Genomic DNA, 16,852 nt, shown 5'->3' with positions numbered 1-16,852 from the left:
TGATCGACCTCACCACCCTGCGCATCGCCGCGACGCTCGCCTGCTTCGCGCTCTTCCTCGGCATCGTCGGCTGGGCCTGTGCCCGGCGCAACGCCGCGCGCTTCGAGGAAGCCGCCCGCCTGCCGCTCGAGCAGGACTAGACCGAAGAAGGAAAGAGGGACCCACGATGAGCGATTTCATCAGCGACTTCTGGTCGAACTACATTGCCGCGGTCACGGTGCTGAGCATCCTGGGCTGCATGCTGCTGCTGTGGCTCACGGCGCGCAAGCGCGTGCCGTCGGACGCGGACAACACCACCGGCCACGTCTGGGACGAGGACCTGCGCGAAGCCAACAACCCGCTGCCGATGTGGTGGGTGGGGCTGTTCGTGCTGACCATCGTCTTCTCGGTCGGCTACCTGGTGGTGTTCCCGGGCCTCGGGAGCTTCGACGGCCAGGCCGACTGGAGCGCGAAATCCGAGTACGAGGCCGAGCTGGCCAAGGCCGCGCGCGCGCTCGAGCCCGTGTATGCGGGCTACGCCGACATGGCGCCGGAAGACATCGCCCGCGAGCCCAGGGCCATGGCCATCGGCGAGCGGCTCTTCATGAACAACTGCTCGCAGTGCCACGGCTCCGATGCGCGCGGCAGCAAGGGCTTTCCGAACCTCACCGACAAGGACTGGCTGCACGGCGGCACCCCCGAGAAGATCGTCGAGTCGATCACCAAGGGCCGCGTCGGCGTGATGCCGCCGATGGCCGCCGCGGTGGGTTCGCAGGACGACGTGAAGAACCTCGCGAACTACGTGCTGAGCCTTTCGGGCGCGCCGCACGATTCGCTGCGCGCGGGCCTGGGCAAGTCCAAGTTCACCGCCTGCGCTGCATGCCACGGCATCGGCGGCGTGGGCAACCAGGCGGTGGGGGCGCCCAGCCTCGCCGACAAGGTCTGGCTGCACGGCTACGGCGAGGCGGCCATCGTGCAGATCGTCAACCAGGGCAAGCACAGCGAGATGCCGGCGCAGGAAGGGCGGCTCACCGAGGCGCAGATCAAGCTGCTCGCGTCCTACGTGTGGGGCCTGTCGAACGCGCCCGTGGCCGGGCCCTGAGCGAGGAAGAAAGCGCATCATGAGTTCGTCCGCGCCCCGCAAGACCATTCCCATCGTGCCCGTGCCGGCCGAAGGCGGGGGTGAAGCGGTGGGGCTCTACCAGGCCTCGAAGAAGATCCATCCGCGCTCGATCCAGGGGGTGTTCGCGCGCTGGCGCTGGGCGCTGGTGTTCCTGACCCAGCTCGTGTTCTACGGCATGCCGTGGATCGAGTGGGGCGAGCGGCAGCTGGTGCTGTTCGACCTGGCCGCGCGCCGCTTCTACATCTTCGGGCTGGTGCTCTATCCGCAGGACCTGATCTATCTCTCGGGCCTGCTGGTCATCAGCGCGATGTCGCTGTTCCTCTTCACCGCGGTGGCGGGGCGGCTGTGGTGCGGCTACGCCTGCCCGCAGACGGTCTACACCGAGATCTTCCTGTGGGTGGAGCAGAAGATCGAAGGCAACCGCTCGGCGCGCATCCGGCTCGATGCCGACGCCATGTCGCTCGAGAAGCTGGTGAAGAAGTGGTTCAAGCACCTGGTCTGGATCGGCATCGCGCTGTGGACCGGCTTCACCTTCGTGGGCTACTTCACGCCGATCCGCGAGCTGGGCATGGCCTTCCTGCAGACGCACATGGGCTCGTGGGAGGTGTTCTGGGTCTTCTTCTACGGTTTCGCGACCTACGGCAACGCGGGCTTCATGCGCGAGCAGGTGTGCAAGTACATGTGCCCCTATGCGCGCTTCCAGAGCGCGATGTTCGACCGCGACACGCTGATCGTCAGCTACGACCCGCAGCGCGGCGAGCCGCGCGCGCCGCGCCGCAAGGACGCCGATCCGAAGCGCCTGGCGCTCGGCGACTGCATCGACTGCGGCCTGTGCGTGCAGGTGTGCCCGACCGGCATCGACATCCGCCAGGGGCTGCAGTACGAATGCATCGGCTGCGGCCTGTGCGTGGACGCCTGCGACACGGTGATGCGCAAGATGGGCTATGCGCCGCGGTTGATCCGCTACGACACGCAGAACGGCATGGAGGCCGGCTGGTCGCGGCGGCAGCTGCTGCGCCGCGTGCTGCGCCCGCGCGTGCTTGCCTACGCGGCGATCCTCGCGCTGCTGGTGGCGGGGCTGCTCGCGAGCCTGGTGGTGCGCACGCCGCTCAAGGTCGACGTGGTGCGCGACCGCGCCTCGCTCGCGCGCATCGTCGAGGGCGGGCGGCTCGAGAACGTCTACCGGCTGCAGATCATGAACGCCACCGAGGCGGCGCACAGCTACCGCATCGCCGCGCACGGGCTCGACGGCCTGGCCGTCGCGTCGGACGACCGCGTGACGGTCGGCCCGGCCCAGTCGCGCTGGGTGGCGGTGCGCCTGCAGCTGCCCTACGGTGCGGCGCCCGCGGGTTCGCACCCGGTGCACTTCGACATCCGGGAAGAGGGAGACAGCGGCGTGCAGGTGTCGGAGAAGGCGGTCTTCCTGGTGCCGCGCTGAAGCAATAAGGAGAAATGCAATGAACGCAACGATCGATGGCGGCAACGCCCCCGCGGCAACGGCCCCGGCCGACGCATGGTGGCGGCATCCGCTGCTCTGGATGGTGATCGCCGGCCCGGCGCTGGTGGTGGTGGCGAGCTTCGTGACGCTCTGGTATGCGCTCGCGACGCCCGATCCGCTGGTGTCGGCCGACTACTACCGGCGCGGCATCGAGATCAACCGCACGCTGGCCGACAAGAAGCTGATGCCGGCGGTGGCGGGCCGCAACCATGCGACCACGCCGGTCGAGGCGGTGCCGCTGCCGCGCCCGGAGGCCGGGCGATGACCTCCGCGCGCCAGCTCATCGGCATCCTGTGGCCGGCGTTCCTGCTGGCCTGCGTGCTCGAGATCCTGGTCTTCTCGCTGGTCGACCCGGCCGACCTGCACTGGGGCGGCGATGCGCTGCGCCTGTCGCGCCAGGGCGTCTACAGCGTGGCCTTCTTCGTCTTCTGGGCGCTGGCCGCCGCATCGAGCGCCTTCACCGCGCTGCTCGCGATGCCGCTCGCGGGCGAGAGGCCGGAGCATCCGCAGTGAGCCGCGGCTCCGCGCCAAGTTGAAACCATGCAGACCGCACTTTCCGCCGCCGCGCTGCTGATGGGCCTCGCGGCCGGGCCGCACTGCGTGGCGATGTGCGGTGCCGCGTCGGCTGCCGTGATCCGCATCGTGCCGGTGCGGGCCCTGGCGGGAGCGCAGGCCGCGGGCGGCACGGCGCCCGGTGCGCTGGCCGCCTTCCATCTGAGCCGCATCGCGAGCTATGCCGTCGCGGGCGCGCTGGCGGCCGCGAGCGTGAACGGGCTCGCGCAGGCCGGCACGCAGGTGGCCGCGCTGCGGCCGCTGTGGATGCTGCTGCATGTGTTCGTGTTCTCCTGGGGCGCGATGCTGGCGCTGGCCGGACGCCAGCCGGTGTGGACGCAGCGCATCGGCCGCATGCTGGAGGCACGGCTGCGTCCGCTCGGTGCGGCCACGCCGCTCGGCGTGCTCGCCACCGGCGCGCTCTGGATCGCCATGCCCTGCGGGCTGCTGCACTCGGCGCTGCTGCTCGCGAGCCTCGGCAACGGCCCCTGGCAGGGCGGGTTCGCGATGGTGCTGTTCGCTGCCGGCAGCGGGCTGTCGCTGGTGCTCGGGCCCTGGCTCTGGCAGCGGCTGCGCTGGGGCGGCAGCGGTGCGGTGCAGGCCTGGGGCGCGCGGCTCGCCGGCCTGCTGCTGGCCGCGGTGGCGCTGCAGGCGCTCTGGGCCGACCTGGGCCCGCGCATCGACGCCTGGTGCCGCTGAGCGGCGGCGGCTCAGGCGATGCTGCCCAGCAGCAGCGCCTGCAGCACGAAGCGCCGGTTGTCCGACGGCGAGGTCCGGTCGTCGAGGCGGTCGGCGAGCCGGGCGATGGGATGCGACGCCTCCGCCGCGCCGTCGTACACCGGAATGCCGGCATGCCTGCCGATCTGGCGCACCGTCTCGGGCGGCAGGCCCAGGCACTCCACCGCATCGTAGAAGCGGCCGAGCATGCGCGCGGCGTGCGCGATCTCGTCGGGATGGCCGGGGTTGGAGAACGCCGGGCGGATGGTCGCCACCTGCGCGCCGAGCTCGGCCGCGGCGCGCTCGAACAGGGCGCGGCCCTCGCGCGTCGCCTCGCCGTCGCCGCAGAGCATGCCCAGGTTCTTTCCCTTGAGCCGGGGCAGGGGCGCCGCCCGCAGCGAAGCCGCCTGCAGCAGGCGGGCGGCATTCAGCAGGGCCGCTTCCTCCTGCGGAGAGAGCTGCTGGAAGGCCGAGGCATTGTGGATCTGGAAGGAAAGCATGGATCTCCCGATGAGACCCCGCAAGGCTAGACGCGCCGCGCCGTCCGGGCTTGATGCGGATCAAGCCGCGGCGCGCAAAGCCATGCCCTTACACGCCGGACACAGAGCGTTCACCGAGCGTTACCGAGCGATGCCGGCCGTTGTCACTGTGTTCTTGCGCAATTTTTAACATTTGCGCATCAAAAACGTGAGAAGCCCGCAGGAGTTTTCAAAATGCTCGACCCGATCCGCACCACCGCCACGCCCGCCGCAGCACCGTCGCTCCATGGCTTTGCCACCCGCCGCGAACTGCCGCCCGTGAGCGCTCCGGGCCACGAGCGCGCGAGCCAGAAGCTCGCCGAAACGCAGAAGCTGCTGCAGGAGCGCCTCGCGCCGCAGCGCCGCGTGGTGCATGCGGGCGAGGTGATCTACCAGGCGGGCGAGCGCTTCGGCAACCTCTACATCCTGAACTCGGGCTTCTTCAAGATCGTCAACCTCTCGGCCGACGGCCGCGAGCAGGTGGTGGGCCTCAAGTTCCGCGGCGACTGGCTGGGCTTCGACGGGCTGGCGCGCAACCACTACGGCTGCGATGCGGTGGCCATGGACACGAGCGAGGTCTGGGTGGTGTCGTACGCGTCGCTGCTCGCGGCCTGCCTGGCCGAGCCGGCGCTGCTGCAGGTGTTCCACACCGCCATGAGCCGCGAGATCGCGCACGACCGCGATTCGCTGATGTCGGTCTGCACGCTGCCGGCCGACGCGCGGGTGGCCGACTTCCTGCGCTACTGGGCCGAGTCGCTGGCCGAGCGCGGCATGCGCGCCGACCAGATCACGCTGCGCATGACGCGCGCGGAGATCGGCAACTACCTGGGCATGACGCTCGAGAGCGTGAGCCGCGCGCTGTCGCGGCTGGCGCGCGACAAAGTGATCGAGTTCGTGGAGAAGGGCCGCCGCGACGTGCAGATCCCCGACGTGGGCGCGCTCTCGGCCTTCGTGCAGCGCTGCCTCGCGCCGGCGCCCGCGATGCTGCAGTGAACCTGCCTCAGGCGCGCGCGGGAAGCACCCGCGCCAGCGCACGTGCGAGTTCGGCCCGCGTGTAGGGCTTGCGCAGCAGTTCCCAGCCCTGCAGGGCGTCGCGATCGGCTTCGAGCAGTTCCGACGAGAAGCCCGACATCAGCAGGATGGCGAGGTCCGGAAAGCGCCGCTCGGCCTCGGCCGCGAGCCGGGTGCCGCGCATGCCGGAACCGAGCGCGATGTCGCTCAGCAGCACGTCGAAGCCAACGCCGTCGGCTTCCATGGCGAGCAGCGCCTCCTCGGCGTTGGCGGCCGAAGTGACGCTGCAGCCCAGCGCGGCCAGGAAGGCCTGCACCACCTTGCGCACCTCGGCGTCGTCCTCGACCAGCATCACGCGCACGCCGGGGCGCAGGCTGTGGTCGCCGGGCGCTTCCTCGGCGGGCGGCGCCGCCGCGTCGTCGAGCTGCGGCAGGTAGAGCGTCACCGTGGTGCCGGCGCCCGGACGCGTGGCGATCGCCACCGCGCCCTTCGACTGCTTGGCGAAGCCATAGACGGTGCTCAGGCCCAGGCCGGTGCCGCGGCCGGTGTCCTTGGTGGTGAAGAAGGGCTCGAAGGCGCGCTCCTTCACTTCCTCGGTCATGCCGGTGCCGCTGTCGGCGATGGCGATCGCGACGAAGCGGCCGTGCGCGTCGCGGCCGCTCAGCTCGTTGCGCACCTCGGGCGGCAGCGCGGCGCAGGCCTCGGTGCGGAAATGCAGCGTGCCGCCTTCGGGCATCGCGTCGCGCGCATTGATGGCGATGTTCAGCAGCGCGGATTCGAGCTGCCCCGGGTCGGCCAGCACCGGCGGACAGTCGGGCGCGGCGTCGATGGTGATCGCGATGCGCTGGTCGAGCGTGCGGCGCAGCATGTCGGCCAGCGACTGGAGCAGCGCCTGCGTGTCGACCGCATTGGGCTGCAGCATCTGGCGGCGCGAGAACGCGAGCAGCTTGCCGGTGAGCTCGGCGCCGCGCCGGGAAGCGCGCGCGGCGGCGGCCACGAGCTGCTGCGCATAGGCGTCCTGCGCGAGGCCGGGCAGATCCTCGAGCACCTGCAGGTTGCCCTGGATGATGGTGAGCAGGTTGTTGAAGTCGTGCGCGATGCCGCCCGTGAGCTGGCCGACGCTCTCCAGCCGCTGGGCGTGGTTGAGCGCCTCTTCGGTCTGCACCCGCTGCAGGCTGGTGGCGAGCAGGTTCGAGAGCGACTCCAGGAAGCGCAGTTCCTCGTCGCCGAAGCGCTTGGCCTCGCGCGAGCGCACGGTCAGCACGCCGGTGAAGCGGCCGCGGTCGTAGAAGGGCACCGCCAGCGCGCTGACCAGCCCCGCATCGAGGTACGCCTGCGGCACGGCGAAGCGCCGCTCCTCGCGGTAGTCCGACACCACCACCGGCCGGCCCTCGGCGAACACGAAGCCCGGCGGCGTGTGCGGATGGCTGGGCAGCCGGGCGCCGATCTCTTCGCCCGGCATCAGGCCGACGCCGCTGGCGACGCGGAATTCGAGCCGGCTGCTTTCGAGCAGCAGCACCATCGCCAGGTCGACCTCGAGCGCCTCGGCGGCGATGGCCGGCACATGGTCGAGCACCACCTGCAGGTCGCGCGTGTCCACGGCCAGCCGGCCGAGCTGCGCGAGGTAGTCGCTGTAGCGTGCGCGCTGCAGCGCCTGCTTCACGCGCGGGTAGGCGCCGATGTCTCGGATCGCGGCCACCACGAAGGGCAGGCCCTGGTTCTGCAGCGGGCTCAGGGCGATCTCCACCATCACCTCGCTGCCGTCCTTGCGCTTGGCGACCAGTTCCATCTGCGTGCCCATGGGCCGCGCGCGCGGCGCCTGGCCGTAGGCTTCGCGGTAGGAGGCATGGCGCGGGCGGATGCTGTCGGGCACCAGCGCATCCACGCTCAGGCCCGTGAGTTCCTCGACCGTGTAGCCCAGCAGCGTGGCCGCCGAGGGATTGGCCAGCACGATGCCGCCGGCCTGGTCGACCAGAAGCAGCGCATCGGGGTAGGCGATGAAGAGCGAGCGGAAGACGCTGCTTTCCTCGATGCCGGAAGGCAGGCCGGGGAGGGCGGCGGTACCGGGCGTCATCGCATCAGCCCGGGGCGACCGGCGGAACGAGGATGTAGCCGGCGCCGCGCACGGACTTGATGATCTGCGGATCGTCGGCGTCGGCCTCGATCTTGCGGCGCAGCCGGCCGACCTGCACGTCGATCGTGCGGTCGAAGGGCGCGGCCTCGCGGCCGCGCGTCTGCTCCAGCAGGAAGTCGCGCGAGAGCACGCGCCCCGGGTGGCGCGCGAAGGCGCACAGCAGGTCGAACTCGCCGCCCGTGAGCGCCACGTCCTGCCCCTGCGGGTTCGACAGGCTGCGCGCGGCGGTGTCGAGCCGCCAGCCGGCAAAGACCAGCCGCGTGGCGGCGCCGGCCGGCGCGGGCGACGGAGCGGCGGCGGTGGCAGGCGCGGATGCCGCAGCGGCGGCTAGAACGCCCTCTGGCGCCAGGCGGCGCAGCACGGCCTTGATGCGCGCGACCAGCTCGCGCAGGTCGAAGGGCTTGGTCACGTAGTCGTCGGCGCCCACCTCCAGCCCCACGATCTTGTCCACCGCGTCGCCGCGGCCGGTGACGATCACCAGCCCGCAGCGCCAGGTCTCGCGCATGCGGCGCGCGATCGCGAAGCCGTCCTCGCCCGGCAGGCCCAGGTCGAGCAGCACGAGGTCGGCCGGATCGGTGTTCATCAGCGCGGTCAGGGCGCGGCCGTCGTGCAGCTGCGTCACCCGGAAGCCGTGGCCTTGCAGGTAGTTGGCCAGCAGCAGCGTGATGTCGACCTCGTCGTCGAGAACCGCGATGTGGAAGGCGGAAGTCATTCAGGAAAGCAGGAGTGGGGCGCGTGCCGGCGCGGGGGGCGCAGGCACCGTGTAAGCGTATCACGCACCAATCAGGGGTTTTTACCTTCAGCGCCCCAGCGCCAGTCCTCGATCTCGGGCATGTCCTTGCCGTGCACCGTGATGTAGGCGCGGTGCGCTTCGAGCCGCTCGCGCAGGTGCTGCTGCGCGGGCGCGGCGCGCTCGCCCAGGCGCCCGGCGCGGGCGATCGCGTCGGCGGCGAGATGGAAGCGGTCGAGCCGGTTGAGCACCGTCATGTCGAAGGGCGTGGTGGTGGTGCCTTCCTCGCAGTAGCCGTGCACGTGGAAGTTGGGGTGGTTGCGGCGCTTGTAGGCCAGCCGGTGGATCAGCGAGGGATAGCCGTGGAAGGCGAAGACCACGGGCCTGTCGGCGGTGAAGACGGCGTCGAAGTCGGCATCGGCGAGGCCGTGCGGATGCGCGTCGGGCGACTGCAGCGCCATCAGGTCGACCACGTTCACCACGCGCACCCTGAGCTCGGGCACCAGCCGGCGCAGCAGGTCGACGGCGGCCAGGGTCTCGAGCGTGGGCACGTCGCCGGCGCAGGCCATCACCACGTCGGGCGGGGTGCCGTCGTCCTCGTTGCCGGCCCAGTGCCAGATGCCGAGGCCGGCCGCGCAGTGGCGCGCGGCCGCCTCGATGTCGAGCCACTGCGGCCCGGGCTGCTTGCCCGCGACGATCACGTTCACGTAGTTGCGGCTGCGCAGGCAGTGGTCGACCACCGACAGCAGGGTGTTGGCATCGGGCGGCAGGTACATGCGCACCACCTCGGCCTTCTTGTTGGCCACATGGTCGAGGAAGCCTGGGTCCTGGTGGCTGAAGCCGTTGTGGTCCTGCCGCCAGACGTGGCTGGTGAGCAGGTAGTTGAGCGAGGCGATGGGCGCGCGCCAGCCGATGCCGCGGGCCACCTTGAGCCACTTGGCATGCTGGTTGAACATCGAGTCGACGATGTGGATGAAGGCCTCGTAGCACGAGAAGAAGCCATGCCGGCCGGTGAGCAGATAGCCTTCGAGCCAGCCCTGGCACAGATGCTCGCTGAGCACTTCCATCACCCGGCCGTCGGGCGAGACGTGGTCGTCGCCGGGCAGCAGTTCGGCCACGGAGGTGCGCGTGGTCACCTCGAAGAGCGCGCCGAGCCGGTTCGAGGTGGTCTCGTCGGGGCCCATCACGCGGAAGTTGCGCGCGGCCGCGTTGCGCTGCATCACGTCGCGCAGGAACAGGCCGGCGACGCGCGTGGCCTCGGCATCGACGGCGCCGGGAGCCTCGACCGCCACGGCATGCGCGCGGAAGGGCGGCATGTCGAGCGGCTTGAGCAGCCGCCCGCCGTTGGCATGCGGACTGGCGCTCATGCGCTTCTCGCCGCGCGGCGCGAGCGCGGCGATCTCGGCGCGCAGGGCGCCGTCCGCGTCGAACAGTTCCTCGGGCCGGTAGCTGCGCAGCCACGCTTCGAGCAGGCCGACGTGCGCCGGGTTCTTCGCGAAGCCGGTGAGCGGCACCTGGTGGGCGCGGAAAGTGCCTTCCACCGGCGTGCCGTCGACCTGCTTCGGGCCGGTCCAGCCCTTGGGCGAGCGCAGCACGATCATCGGCCAGCGCGGGCGCTCGCGGAAACCGTCCCGGCGCGCGGCGGACTGGATCGCGCGGATGCCGTCGAGCGCGCGGTCGAGCGCGGCGGCCATGGCTCGGTGCATCGCGGCCGGCTCGTCGCCGCTCACGAAGTACGGTTCATGGCCGTAGCCGCGCAGCAGCTGCGTGAGCTCCTCCTCGCCGATGCGCGCGAGCACCGTCGGCCCGGCGATCTTGTAGCCGTTGAGATGCAGGATCGGCAGCACGGCGCCGTCGGTCGCCGGATTCAGGAACTTGTTGGAATGCCAGCTCGCGGCGAGCGCGCCGGTCTCGGCCTCGCCGTCGCCGACCACGCAGCAGGCGAGCAGGCCGGGGTTGTCGAACACCGCGCCGTAGGCATGCAGCAGCGAGTAGCCGAGCTCGCCGCCCTCGTGGATCGAACCGGGCGTCTCCGGCGCCACATGGCTCGGGATGCCGCCCGGGAACGAGAACTGCGTGAACAGCCGCTTGAGCCCCGCGGCGTCGCGGCCGACCTCGGGATAGACCTCGCTGTAGGTGCCTTCGAGGTAGGTGTTGGCGACGGCCGCCGGGCCGCCATGGCCGGGGCCGGCGATGAAGATCGCGTCGAGATCGCGCGCGTTGATCGCGCGGTTCATGTGCGCATAGATGAAATTGAGCCCCGGGGTGGTGCCCCAGTGGCCGAGCAGCCGCGGCTTGATGTGCGGGAGCTGGAGCTTCTCGCGCAGCAGCGGGTTGTCCATCAGGTAGATCTGCCCGACCGAGAGGTAGTTGGCCGCGCGCCACCAGGCGTCGAGGCGCTCGAATTCGGGGTCGACCCGGGTCGGGGAGGGCACGGCGGACATCGGCTTTCCTTCCTGCATCACGCCGCGGCCGTCAGGCGGTTCACCACCGGGCCGATGCCTTCGGCACGGCGCACGGCGCGCTCGACGGCGGCCTTGAGCGCCTCGCTCGCGAGCCGGCCGGACAGCGTGACGACGCCGTCCTTCACGCTCACGTCCACGTCGCAGCCGCAGACGGCCGGGTCCCAGTTGAGCTGGGCGAAGACCTCGTGCCTGAGCTGCACGTCGGGGGGCATGTCGGGGTTCATTTCAGACCTTCCTTCCGGGGGAAAAGGGGGTTCCGCCAGCGTCGCGCGCATGCAGGCGCCCGGGCCCGCACGGCCGTGTTGTTCCACATCTTCGGCGCGGGTGCTGTCGGTGGGTGCCCCATTCTTCGGCCGGCTGGCTGCAGCGGGCTTGCGCTGCATCAAGGCCGCGGGCGGCGCCGCTTCGCAGAATCCGGCGATCGCGTTCCAAAGGTGCCTATGCCGTCTTCGTTGTTCTTTTCCGGTGTTTTCGATCTTCCCTGGTGGGGGCTGGTGCTGGTGGCGCTCGCGCTGACGCACGTCACCATCGCCTCGGTCACCATCTTCCTGCACCGCCACCAGGCGCACCGGGCGCTCGACCTGCATCCGCTGGCGAGCCATTTCTTCCGCTTCTGGCTCTGGCTCACCACCGGCATGGTGACGAAGGAGTGGGCGGCGGTGCACCGCAAGCACCATGCGAAATGCGACACGCCCGAAGACCCGCACAGCCCGCAGGTGCTGGGCATCCAGCGGGTGCTGTGGCGCGGCGTGTTCCTGTACGTGCGCGAGGCGCGCAAGCCCGAGACCATCGTGCGTTACGGCCACGGCACGCCGGACGACTGGATCGAGCGCCACGTGTATTCGCGCCACAAGATCCTCGGCATCGTGGCGATGGGCGTGCTGGACATGCTGCTCTTCGGCGTGCTGCCGGGCGCGCTGATCCTGCTGGTGCAGATCGTGTGGATCCCGTTCTGGGCCGCGGGCGTGGTCAACGGCATCGGCCACTACTGGGGCTACCGCAACTGGCCGGCGCCCGACGCCAGCACGAACATCTCGCCGATCGGCATCCTGATCGGTGGCGAGGAACTGCACAACAACCACCATGCCTTCCCGTCGTCGGCCAGGCTGTCGTACAAGTGGTACGAGTTCGACGTGGGCTGGCTCTACATCCGCGTGCTGCAGGCGCTCGGCCTCGCGACGGTGAAGCACGTGGCGCCGACGCCGCGCTTCACGGCGGCGCCGCGGCCCGTGGTGGACCCCGACACCGTGCAGGCGGTGATCCGCTGCCACTACGACGTGCTCACGCGCTACGGCCGCTCGCTGAAGCAGGCCTACGCCGAGGAGCTGGGCCGGCTGCGCCGCGTGGCGCCCGAGGATGCGCGTGCGCTGCGCGGCGTGCGGCGCTGGCTGGTGCGCGACGAGCGTGCGCTCGACGCCTCGCGCCGCGAGCGGCTCGCACGCGCACTGCGCGGCTCGAAGGCGCTGGACACCATGTATGCGATGCGCGGCGAACTCACGGCACTGTGGTCGCGCTCCAGCGCCACGGGCGAACAGCTCGCGCGCCAGCTGCAGGACTGGTGCCAGCGCGCCGAGGCGAGCGGCATCGCACCGCTGGCGGCGTTCTCGCGGCGGCTGCGCTGCTATGCATGACCTTGCCGCGGCCGCGGCGGCAGGTGACAGCGCGCGCGGGCGGTGATCGAATGGCGCCTGCGCCGCAGATCCTTCTTTTCCTTCCCTCCTTCTTCCTTCCACCCCATCCGAAAGGAGAACACATGGCCAGCAATGCTCCCGTGGCACCGACGTGGTTCGACACCTACCTTCGTTCGCTGCTCGACTGGCAGGCCGCCTGCAGCGCGAGCGTGCTGCAGGCGCAGCAGTACCAGTGGGGCATGCTGGCCGCCTGCCAGCAGTCGGCCAAGGCCGTGCAGCAGGAACTGTGGGACGAATGGACCTGCCGCTTCGGCGGCGGCGTGCCGCTCGACGGCTGAACGCCCGCCCGCCCGCCGGCGGGCAGGCCGCCTACTGGCTGGCCACGGCGCCGCGCGGCATCGCGAAGCGCTCCGCATCCGCCCGCGCATGGTGCTCGGGCGCGCGCACGAGCAGCACCGGCACGGGCGCGGTGCGCAAGATCTTTTCCGCGCTGCTGCCCATGACGAAGCGGCCGAGGCCGCGGCGCCCGTGCGTGCCGAGCACGATCAGCTCGGCCGGCCATGCGGCCGCCTCGGCCGCGACGCGCTCGGGGACGGCGCCGCGGAAGTTCTCGCACAGCACCGCCTCGGCCGTCACGCCCTCGGCGGCGGCACGCGCCTTGGCCTCTTCGAGCAGGTGGGTGGCTTCGGCGCGCATTTCCTCGAGCCAGTCGCCGGCGCGGCCCGCGTAGGCGTCCATGGTCAGCGCGAAGGAGAGTTCGTCGATCACGTGCATCAGGCGCAGCCGGCCGCCGGTGACCTTCGCGAGGCGGATGGCTTCGGCCAGGCCATGGCCGGAAGTCGAACTTCCATCGATGGGCACAAGAATCTGCTGGTACATGGCGTCCTCGCTTTCCTGGAGTGGGTGGAGCGGACCAGTATGCGGACGGCGGGCGCGCCGGACTTGATCTGCCGCAAGCCCACGGGCGGCGGAATTTGAGACCCTTGGCGCCTGCACAGGAGCTCTCATGACACACGCCACCATCCGCATCATTCGCCAGGAGCACGCGGCACTCGCCGCGATGCTGCGTTCCGTCATCATGCTGCTCGACCAGTACCGCCGCAAGGGAAGCCCGCCCGACTTCGCGGCCTTGCGCGCCATGCTTTTCTACGTCGACGAGTTCCCCGAGAAGCGCCACCACCGCAAGGAGAGCGAGCTGCTGTTTCCGAAGCTGCGGGCCCGCACGCCGATCTCGCGCGAACTGATGGATCGGCTCGACAACGACCATGCCTGGGGCGAGCGCAGGATCCGCCACGTCGAGCATGCGCTGCTGGCCTACGAGATGCTGGGCAATGCGCGCCGGGCCGCGTTCGAACGCGCCATGGGCGAGTACGTCGATTTCTACCTCGACCACATGGCGATGGAAGAACGCGAGATCCTTCCGCTTGCCGAGAAGGTGCTGACGCGGGACGACTGGGAAGAGCTCGACGAGGCCTTCGGCCGCAACCGCGATCCGCTCACCGGGCATGCGCCGGAGCGCGAGTACGAAGCGCTCTTCACGCGCATCGTGAACATCGTGCCGGCGCCGATCGGGCTGGGCGCGGCCGCCTGAGCGCGGCGCCGCCGCTCAGCGCCGGCCGGTGGAGGGCTGTTCGAAGCTCACGCGGCGGGCGATCAGCACGCCTTGGACCACCGCGTCGCCCACGACGCTGACGCGGCGGCCGTTGCCCAGGTCGGCGACCGTGCCGTTCTCGAACACGGTGAAGGGACCGCCGGCGTTCACCGCCCGGCCCTGGACCATGAAATTGGATGCCGACTGGTAGCTGCCGATGGCGCCGATCAGCGTGAAGTCGACCGGCCCGCCCACGCCGGGAATGTTGCGGATGCGCAGCTTCTTCGCCACCAGCACGCCGCCGGTCATGATGCCGTCGACCTCGACCTTGACGCCGTTGCCGACGGAGCTCGGCAGCCCGCCGGTGACGAGCGCGCCCGAGGCGTCGACCGGCGTGCCCAGCAACCTGAAGCTGCCGAGCCCGGCGTAGTCGGTGACGACGCCCGCGAGCTGCACCGCCGCGGCATTCTGCTTCGGCACGGCATACCAGCCCTGCACCCGGCTGGCGTCGAAGATGCCGAGCACCGGGGCGGTGGCGCCGCGTACGCGCACGATCGCGCCGTCGGCCAGCGTGCTTTCGTCGATGCCGCCCGAGAAGGCGGCGCCGGCGTAGCGAACGGTGAGTCCGCCGAGCGTGAAGGTCTTGCCAATGCGGTCGAGGCTGCTCACCGCGCCGGTGGCCAGCGGCTCGGACAGGGCGGGGCGCAGTTCCACCCGGGTGGCGCGCAGCGTGCCCGGCGCCGACGGCAGGCCCCAGACCTGCACGGTGGTGCCGTCTACGGCCTGCGCGAGTCCGGCGGCATCGCCCCAGACGGTGGCGTTGTCGGTGCTGACCGCGGTGCCCATGACCATGAAGCTGCCGGACGCCAGGTTGATGGCCGAGATGGCGCCGCGCAGCTCGGCCGCGGAGGTCACGCTCTGCGCCGTGGCGGTGGTGAATTCGCTGTCGATGTCGCCGGCGATGCGCACGCTCATGCCGATCTGCAGTTCGGTGGTGTCCTCAATGCTGCGGTTCGCCGTGTCGGTGTTGTAGCGCACGCCGTTGAGGATCACGCTGCCGATGCCGCCGACCGAGCCGATGCCCGCGTCGGCGCTCACGCCGGTGCCGCCCGAACCCACGCCGGAGCCGTCGCCGGTGCCGTTGCCCGCGGTCGAGGTGCCGTCGCCGCTGCCGCCACCCCCGGTACCCGTGCCGGTGCCGGTGCCGCTAGAACCCCCGTCGCCTCCGCCCCCGCCATCGGCGGTGCCGGTGCTGCCGCCTGCGCCGGTGCTGTCGCCGCCCACGCTGGCGGCCGTGCCGCCACCCACGCCCAGGCCGCCCGCGGAGCCGCCGCCACCCCCGCCGCCGCACGAAAGCAGCAGCGCCATCGCTCCGGCGAGCAGGATGCCGCGCATCCAGGGTTGAGGGGCTTTCATCGTGTTCCTTCTTTGCGCCGTGGGGCCGCGGCCGCCGTCGGCACCGCAGGCGTCGACTCGTCTTCGTAATAAGTGTAAATGCCAACGCGGATCCGGCCCTTGCCGCCGCTGGGCGCCCGGTTGACGGCGCGGGTCATTTCGCCGGTCAGCTCGAGGTGCAGGGTGGACCAGCGCTCGCGCACGAGCTGGTGGATCTTTTCGCAATCCTCCAGGCTGAGGCCGCGCGCATACACCGCGCGTTCGAGCAACCTGGGCTGCTCGCCGAGGGTGTTGGAGACCGCGGCCAGCAGGTGGTCCCGGCCGTTGTCACCGAGGAAGGCGAGCATCGACCGCAGGTCGTCCGCCGGCACGAAGCCGTCGACCTTGAGCTCCGCGCAGCCGTCCTGCTCGGCCACCATGTTCAGGCGCACCAGCTCGTCGAGGATGGTCCGGTGGTGCACGTTGCCGCGGCTGCCCAGCCGGGCGACGGTCTCGAACGACGGGGCGTCCTCGCCCTCGGCCGTGATCGGCAGGCGCTGGAAGGCCTGGTTCTCGGACACCATCTGCAGCCAGAGCGTGAAGGTCTTGGCGGCGGCCGAGAGTTCGGTGTGGGGCAGGGCGTCCGCGGTGTCGCGGACCTTGGCGGTCACGGCCTTGCGGTTCAGGCCGGTGGTGACCGAGAGCTGGCTGATGTTGGGCTTGGCCACGCCCTGGCGGCGCCAGGAGCGGACGGCTTCCTCGAGCAGCACATCGCGCAGCAGCACCTCGAGGTGGGGATGCTTCACCCCCATCGCCAGGGCGAGCCTGACCATCGGCCGCAGGATGCGGGCGCAGGCGGCGAGGGCCCAGTCGAGCTGGTTTTCCATGGAGTGAAGCGTTTCTACTACTGATCTATCGCTGCGAAGGAGCGGCCTGGGCCGGCGTGCCGGGAGCCGGCGCAGTGCACTATTGTCCTCGCGGCCGAGGATCGCACAAAAAAGGTCTCATCAGGTGGTGCCACAAGTGCCGGTTGCCGTCTTGGCGATCGAGCTCCGCCCGGTGGCGCTGATCTTGACCACCCGCTCCTGCGAGCCCACGGGACTGGCGCGGCAGACCGTGAAGCTCGCCGCGGTGGCGCCGACGCCGGTGCCCTCGAAGCGCAGCGCACTCAGGCCTGCGCCGTCGCGGATGCGATAGCCGCTCGCGGCGGCGGATTGGCGCTGGATCACCTGGGTGCCGCTGATGACGATCCAGCCGGCCTCCCACTGGCCGTCGCCGGCGCAACTGGTGCCGTTGGCCGATGCGCACAGCGTCACGGCCGCATTGCGCTTGATGGCCTCGCTGCGGGCGAGCTGGCTGCCCGCGACCAGGTCGGTCGCGTAGGCGCCCAGCCGGTTCGACAGCCGCACGTTGTCGAAGGACGGCACGGCGATCATCGCGAGCACGACCATCACCGCGATGGTGACCATCAGCTCGACGAGCGTGAAACCGCGGTGGTCGCGCATGGCTGCCAGGGATCGCTGCTGCAC

19 protein-coding genes are annotated in these 16,852 nt (G+C 70.8%); 10 read left to right on the top strand and 9 right to left on the bottom strand.

Annotated elements, in window-relative coordinates; genetic code table 11:
• Positions 1 to 2: 2 nt before the first annotated feature.
• From M2165_RS21500 to M2165_RS21475, 6 genes are read left to right on the top strand one after another with little or no spacing between them, the layout of a single operon-like run.
• Positions 3 to 140 (top strand): cbb3-type cytochrome c oxidase subunit 3, encoded by a 138-nt coding sequence (locus tag M2165_RS21500; RefSeq protein ID WP_280817594.1) that lies wholly within the window; start codon positions 3 to 5, stop codon positions 138 to 140.
• A 26-nt stretch (positions 141 to 166) separates the two neighbouring features.
• Positions 167 to 1,081: a cytochrome-c oxidase, cbb3-type subunit III gene (gene ccoP / locus M2165_RS21495; RefSeq protein ID WP_280816612.1), complete on the top strand. Its 915-nt coding sequence runs from the start codon at positions 167 to 169 to the stop codon at positions 1,079 to 1,081.
• Between the two features lie 19 nt (positions 1,082 to 1,100).
• Positions 1,101 to 2,540: a cytochrome c oxidase accessory protein CcoG gene (gene ccoG / locus M2165_RS21490; protein WP_280816611.1), complete on the top strand. Its 1,440-nt coding sequence runs from the start codon at positions 1,101 to 1,103 to the stop codon at positions 2,538 to 2,540.
• A gap of 19 nt (positions 2,541 to 2,559) precedes the next feature.
• Positions 2,560 to 2,865, top strand: coding sequence for a FixH family protein (locus M2165_RS21485; protein ID WP_280816610.1), 306 nt, complete (start codon positions 2,560 to 2,562; stop codon positions 2,863 to 2,865).
• Positions 2,862 to 3,113, top strand: a complete 252-nt coding sequence (locus tag M2165_RS21480; RefSeq protein ID WP_280816609.1) for a hypothetical protein — start codon at positions 2,862 to 2,864, stop codon at positions 3,111 to 3,113. Before M2165_RS21485 ends, M2165_RS21480 begins: the two co-directional genes overlap by 4 nt.
• Positions 3,114 to 3,140: 27 nt before the next feature.
• Entirely contained in the window at positions 3,141 to 3,851 is a 711-nt protein-coding gene (locus tag M2165_RS21475) for a sulfite exporter TauE/SafE family protein (RefSeq protein ID WP_280816608.1), read from the top strand.
• Positions 3,852 to 3,862: 11 nt separating this feature from the next.
• On the opposite strand, the gene M2165_RS21470 is transcribed toward M2165_RS21475, so the two are convergent.
• Positions 3,863 to 4,369, bottom strand: a complete 507-nt coding sequence (locus M2165_RS21470; RefSeq protein ID WP_280816607.1) for an ornithine carbamoyltransferase — start codon at positions 4,367 to 4,369, stop codon at positions 3,863 to 3,865.
• Positions 4,370 to 4,582: 213 nt separating this feature from the next.
• Between M2165_RS21470 and M2165_RS21465 the strand changes: the two genes are divergently transcribed.
• Positions 4,583 to 5,380, top strand: a complete 798-nt coding sequence (locus M2165_RS21465) for a Crp/Fnr family transcriptional regulator (RefSeq protein ID WP_280816606.1) — start codon at positions 4,583 to 4,585, stop codon at positions 5,378 to 5,380.
• A 7-nt stretch (positions 5,381 to 5,387) separates the two neighbouring features.
• Here M2165_RS21465 and M2165_RS21460 read toward each other — a convergent pair whose 3' ends face one another.
• The 4 genes from M2165_RS21460 to M2165_RS21445 form a co-directional block, all read right to left on the bottom strand.
• The gene (locus M2165_RS21460; RefSeq protein ID WP_280816605.1) at positions 5,388 to 7,472 is read right to left on the bottom strand and encodes a PAS domain S-box protein; all 2,085 of its coding nucleotides are present in this window, start codon (positions 7,470 to 7,472) and stop codon (positions 5,388 to 5,390) included.
• Positions 7,473 to 7,476: 4 nt separating this feature from the next.
• Positions 7,477 to 8,244, bottom strand: a complete 768-nt coding sequence (locus tag M2165_RS21455) for a response regulator transcription factor (RefSeq protein ID WP_280816604.1) — start codon at positions 8,242 to 8,244, stop codon at positions 7,477 to 7,479.
• Positions 8,245 to 8,315: 71 nt separating this feature from the next.
• Entirely contained in the window at positions 8,316 to 10,706 is a 2,391-nt protein-coding gene (locus M2165_RS21450) for a phosphoketolase family protein (protein WP_280816603.1), read from the bottom strand.
• 17 nt (positions 10,707 to 10,723) lie between these two features.
• Positions 10,724 to 10,951, bottom strand: a complete 228-nt coding sequence (locus M2165_RS21445) for a BON domain-containing protein (protein WP_280816602.1) — start codon at positions 10,949 to 10,951, stop codon at positions 10,724 to 10,726.
• A 216-nt stretch (positions 10,952 to 11,167) separates the two neighbouring features.
• On the opposite strand from M2165_RS21445, the gene M2165_RS21440 reads away from it, so the two are divergent.
• Positions 11,168 to 12,358: a fatty acid desaturase gene (locus tag M2165_RS21440; RefSeq protein ID WP_280816601.1), complete on the top strand. Its 1,191-nt coding sequence runs from the start codon at positions 11,168 to 11,170 to the stop codon at positions 12,356 to 12,358.
• Between the two features lie 122 nt (positions 12,359 to 12,480).
• Complete coding sequence (locus M2165_RS21435; protein WP_280816600.1) at positions 12,481 to 12,696, top strand: hypothetical protein; 216 nt, start codon at positions 12,481 to 12,483, stop codon at positions 12,694 to 12,696.
• A 31-nt stretch (positions 12,697 to 12,727) separates the two neighbouring features.
• Here M2165_RS21435 and M2165_RS21430 read toward each other — a convergent pair whose 3' ends face one another.
• Positions 12,728 to 13,237, bottom strand: a complete 510-nt coding sequence (locus M2165_RS21430; RefSeq protein WP_280816599.1) for a universal stress protein — start codon at positions 13,235 to 13,237, stop codon at positions 12,728 to 12,730.
• Positions 13,238 to 13,364: 127 nt separating this feature from the next.
• On the opposite strand from M2165_RS21430, the gene M2165_RS21425 reads away from it, so the two are divergent.
• Positions 13,365 to 13,949, top strand: a complete 585-nt coding sequence (locus M2165_RS21425) for a hemerythrin domain-containing protein (protein ID WP_280816598.1) — start codon at positions 13,365 to 13,367, stop codon at positions 13,947 to 13,949.
• Positions 13,950 to 13,964: 15 nt separating this feature from the next.
• Here the strand turns inward: M2165_RS21425 and M2165_RS21420 are convergent, their stop codons facing one another.
• From M2165_RS21420 to M2165_RS21410, 3 genes are all read right to left on the bottom strand, one after another.
• Positions 13,965 to 15,365 (bottom strand): DUF5666 domain-containing protein, encoded by a 1,401-nt coding sequence (locus M2165_RS21420; RefSeq protein WP_280816597.1) that lies wholly within the window; start codon positions 15,363 to 15,365, stop codon positions 13,965 to 13,967.
• A complete protein-coding gene (locus M2165_RS21415; protein ID WP_280816596.1) occupies positions 15,362 to 16,210 on the bottom strand; it encodes a DUF6502 family protein in 849 nt (282 codons plus the stop codon). The genes M2165_RS21420 and M2165_RS21415 overlap by 4 nt, the downstream gene beginning before the upstream one ends.
• Before the next feature lie 120 nt (positions 16,211 to 16,330).
• On the bottom strand, positions 16,331 to 16,852 hold the full coding sequence (locus tag M2165_RS21410; RefSeq protein WP_280816595.1) for a GspH/FimT family pseudopilin: 522 nt from the start codon (positions 16,850 to 16,852) through the stop codon (positions 16,331 to 16,333).

Origin of the sequence: Variovorax sp. TBS-050B (assembly GCF_029893635.1) — a bacterium.
Classification (GTDB): domain Bacteria; phylum Pseudomonadota; class Gammaproteobacteria; order Burkholderiales; family Burkholderiaceae_C; genus Variovorax.
The sequence above is the reverse complement of the archived record's forward strand: the minus strand, read 5'-3'. Positions and strand labels throughout refer to the sequence as shown.

Excerpts from the sequence above, each read along its gene's own strand:
- ccoP (WP_280816612.1), top strand. The coding sequence starts at position 167 with ATGAGCGATTTCATCAGCGACTTCTGGTCGAACTACATTGCCGCGGTC.
- ccoG (WP_280816611.1), top strand. The coding sequence starts at position 1,101 with ATGAGTTCGTCCGCGCCCCGCAAGACCATTCCCATCGTGCCCGTGCCG.
- M2165_RS21485 (WP_280816610.1), top strand. The coding sequence starts at position 2,560 with ATGAACGCAACGATCGATGGCGGCAACGCCCCCGCGGCAACGGCCCCG.
- M2165_RS21480 (WP_280816609.1), top strand. The coding sequence starts at position 2,862 with ATGACCTCCGCGCGCCAGCTCATCGGCATCCTGTGGCCGGCGTTCCTG.
- M2165_RS21475 (WP_280816608.1), top strand. The coding sequence starts at position 3,141 with ATGCAGACCGCACTTTCCGCCGCCGCGCTGCTGATGGGCCTCGCGGCC.
- M2165_RS21470 (WP_280816607.1), bottom strand. The coding sequence starts at position 4,369 with ATGCTTTCCTTCCAGATCCACAATGCCTCGGCCTTCCAGCAGCTCTCT.
- M2165_RS21465 (WP_280816606.1), top strand. The coding sequence starts at position 4,583 with ATGCTCGACCCGATCCGCACCACCGCCACGCCCGCCGCAGCACCGTCG.
- M2165_RS21460 (WP_280816605.1), bottom strand. The coding sequence starts at position 7,472 with ATGACGCCCGGTACCGCCGCCCTCCCCGGCCTGCCTTCCGGCATCGAG.
- M2165_RS21455 (WP_280816604.1), bottom strand. The coding sequence starts at position 8,244 with ATGACTTCCGCCTTCCACATCGCGGTTCTCGACGACGAGGTCGACATC.
- M2165_RS21450 (WP_280816603.1), bottom strand. The coding sequence starts at position 10,706 with ATGTCCGCCGTGCCCTCCCCGACCCGGGTCGACCCCGAATTCGAGCGC.
- M2165_RS21445 (WP_280816602.1), bottom strand. The coding sequence starts at position 10,951 with ATGAACCCCGACATGCCCCCCGACGTGCAGCTCAGGCACGAGGTCTTC.
- M2165_RS21440 (WP_280816601.1), top strand. The coding sequence starts at position 11,168 with ATGCCGTCTTCGTTGTTCTTTTCCGGTGTTTTCGATCTTCCCTGGTGG.
- M2165_RS21435 (WP_280816600.1), top strand. The coding sequence starts at position 12,481 with ATGGCCAGCAATGCTCCCGTGGCACCGACGTGGTTCGACACCTACCTT.
- M2165_RS21430 (WP_280816599.1), bottom strand. The coding sequence starts at position 13,237 with ATGTACCAGCAGATTCTTGTGCCCATCGATGGAAGTTCGACTTCCGGC.
- M2165_RS21425 (WP_280816598.1), top strand. The coding sequence starts at position 13,365 with ATGACACACGCCACCATCCGCATCATTCGCCAGGAGCACGCGGCACTC.
- M2165_RS21420 (WP_280816597.1), bottom strand. The coding sequence starts at position 15,365 with ATGAAAGCCCCTCAACCCTGGATGCGCGGCATCCTGCTCGCCGGAGCG.
- M2165_RS21415 (WP_280816596.1), bottom strand. The coding sequence starts at position 16,210 with ATGGAAAACCAGCTCGACTGGGCCCTCGCCGCCTGCGCCCGCATCCTG.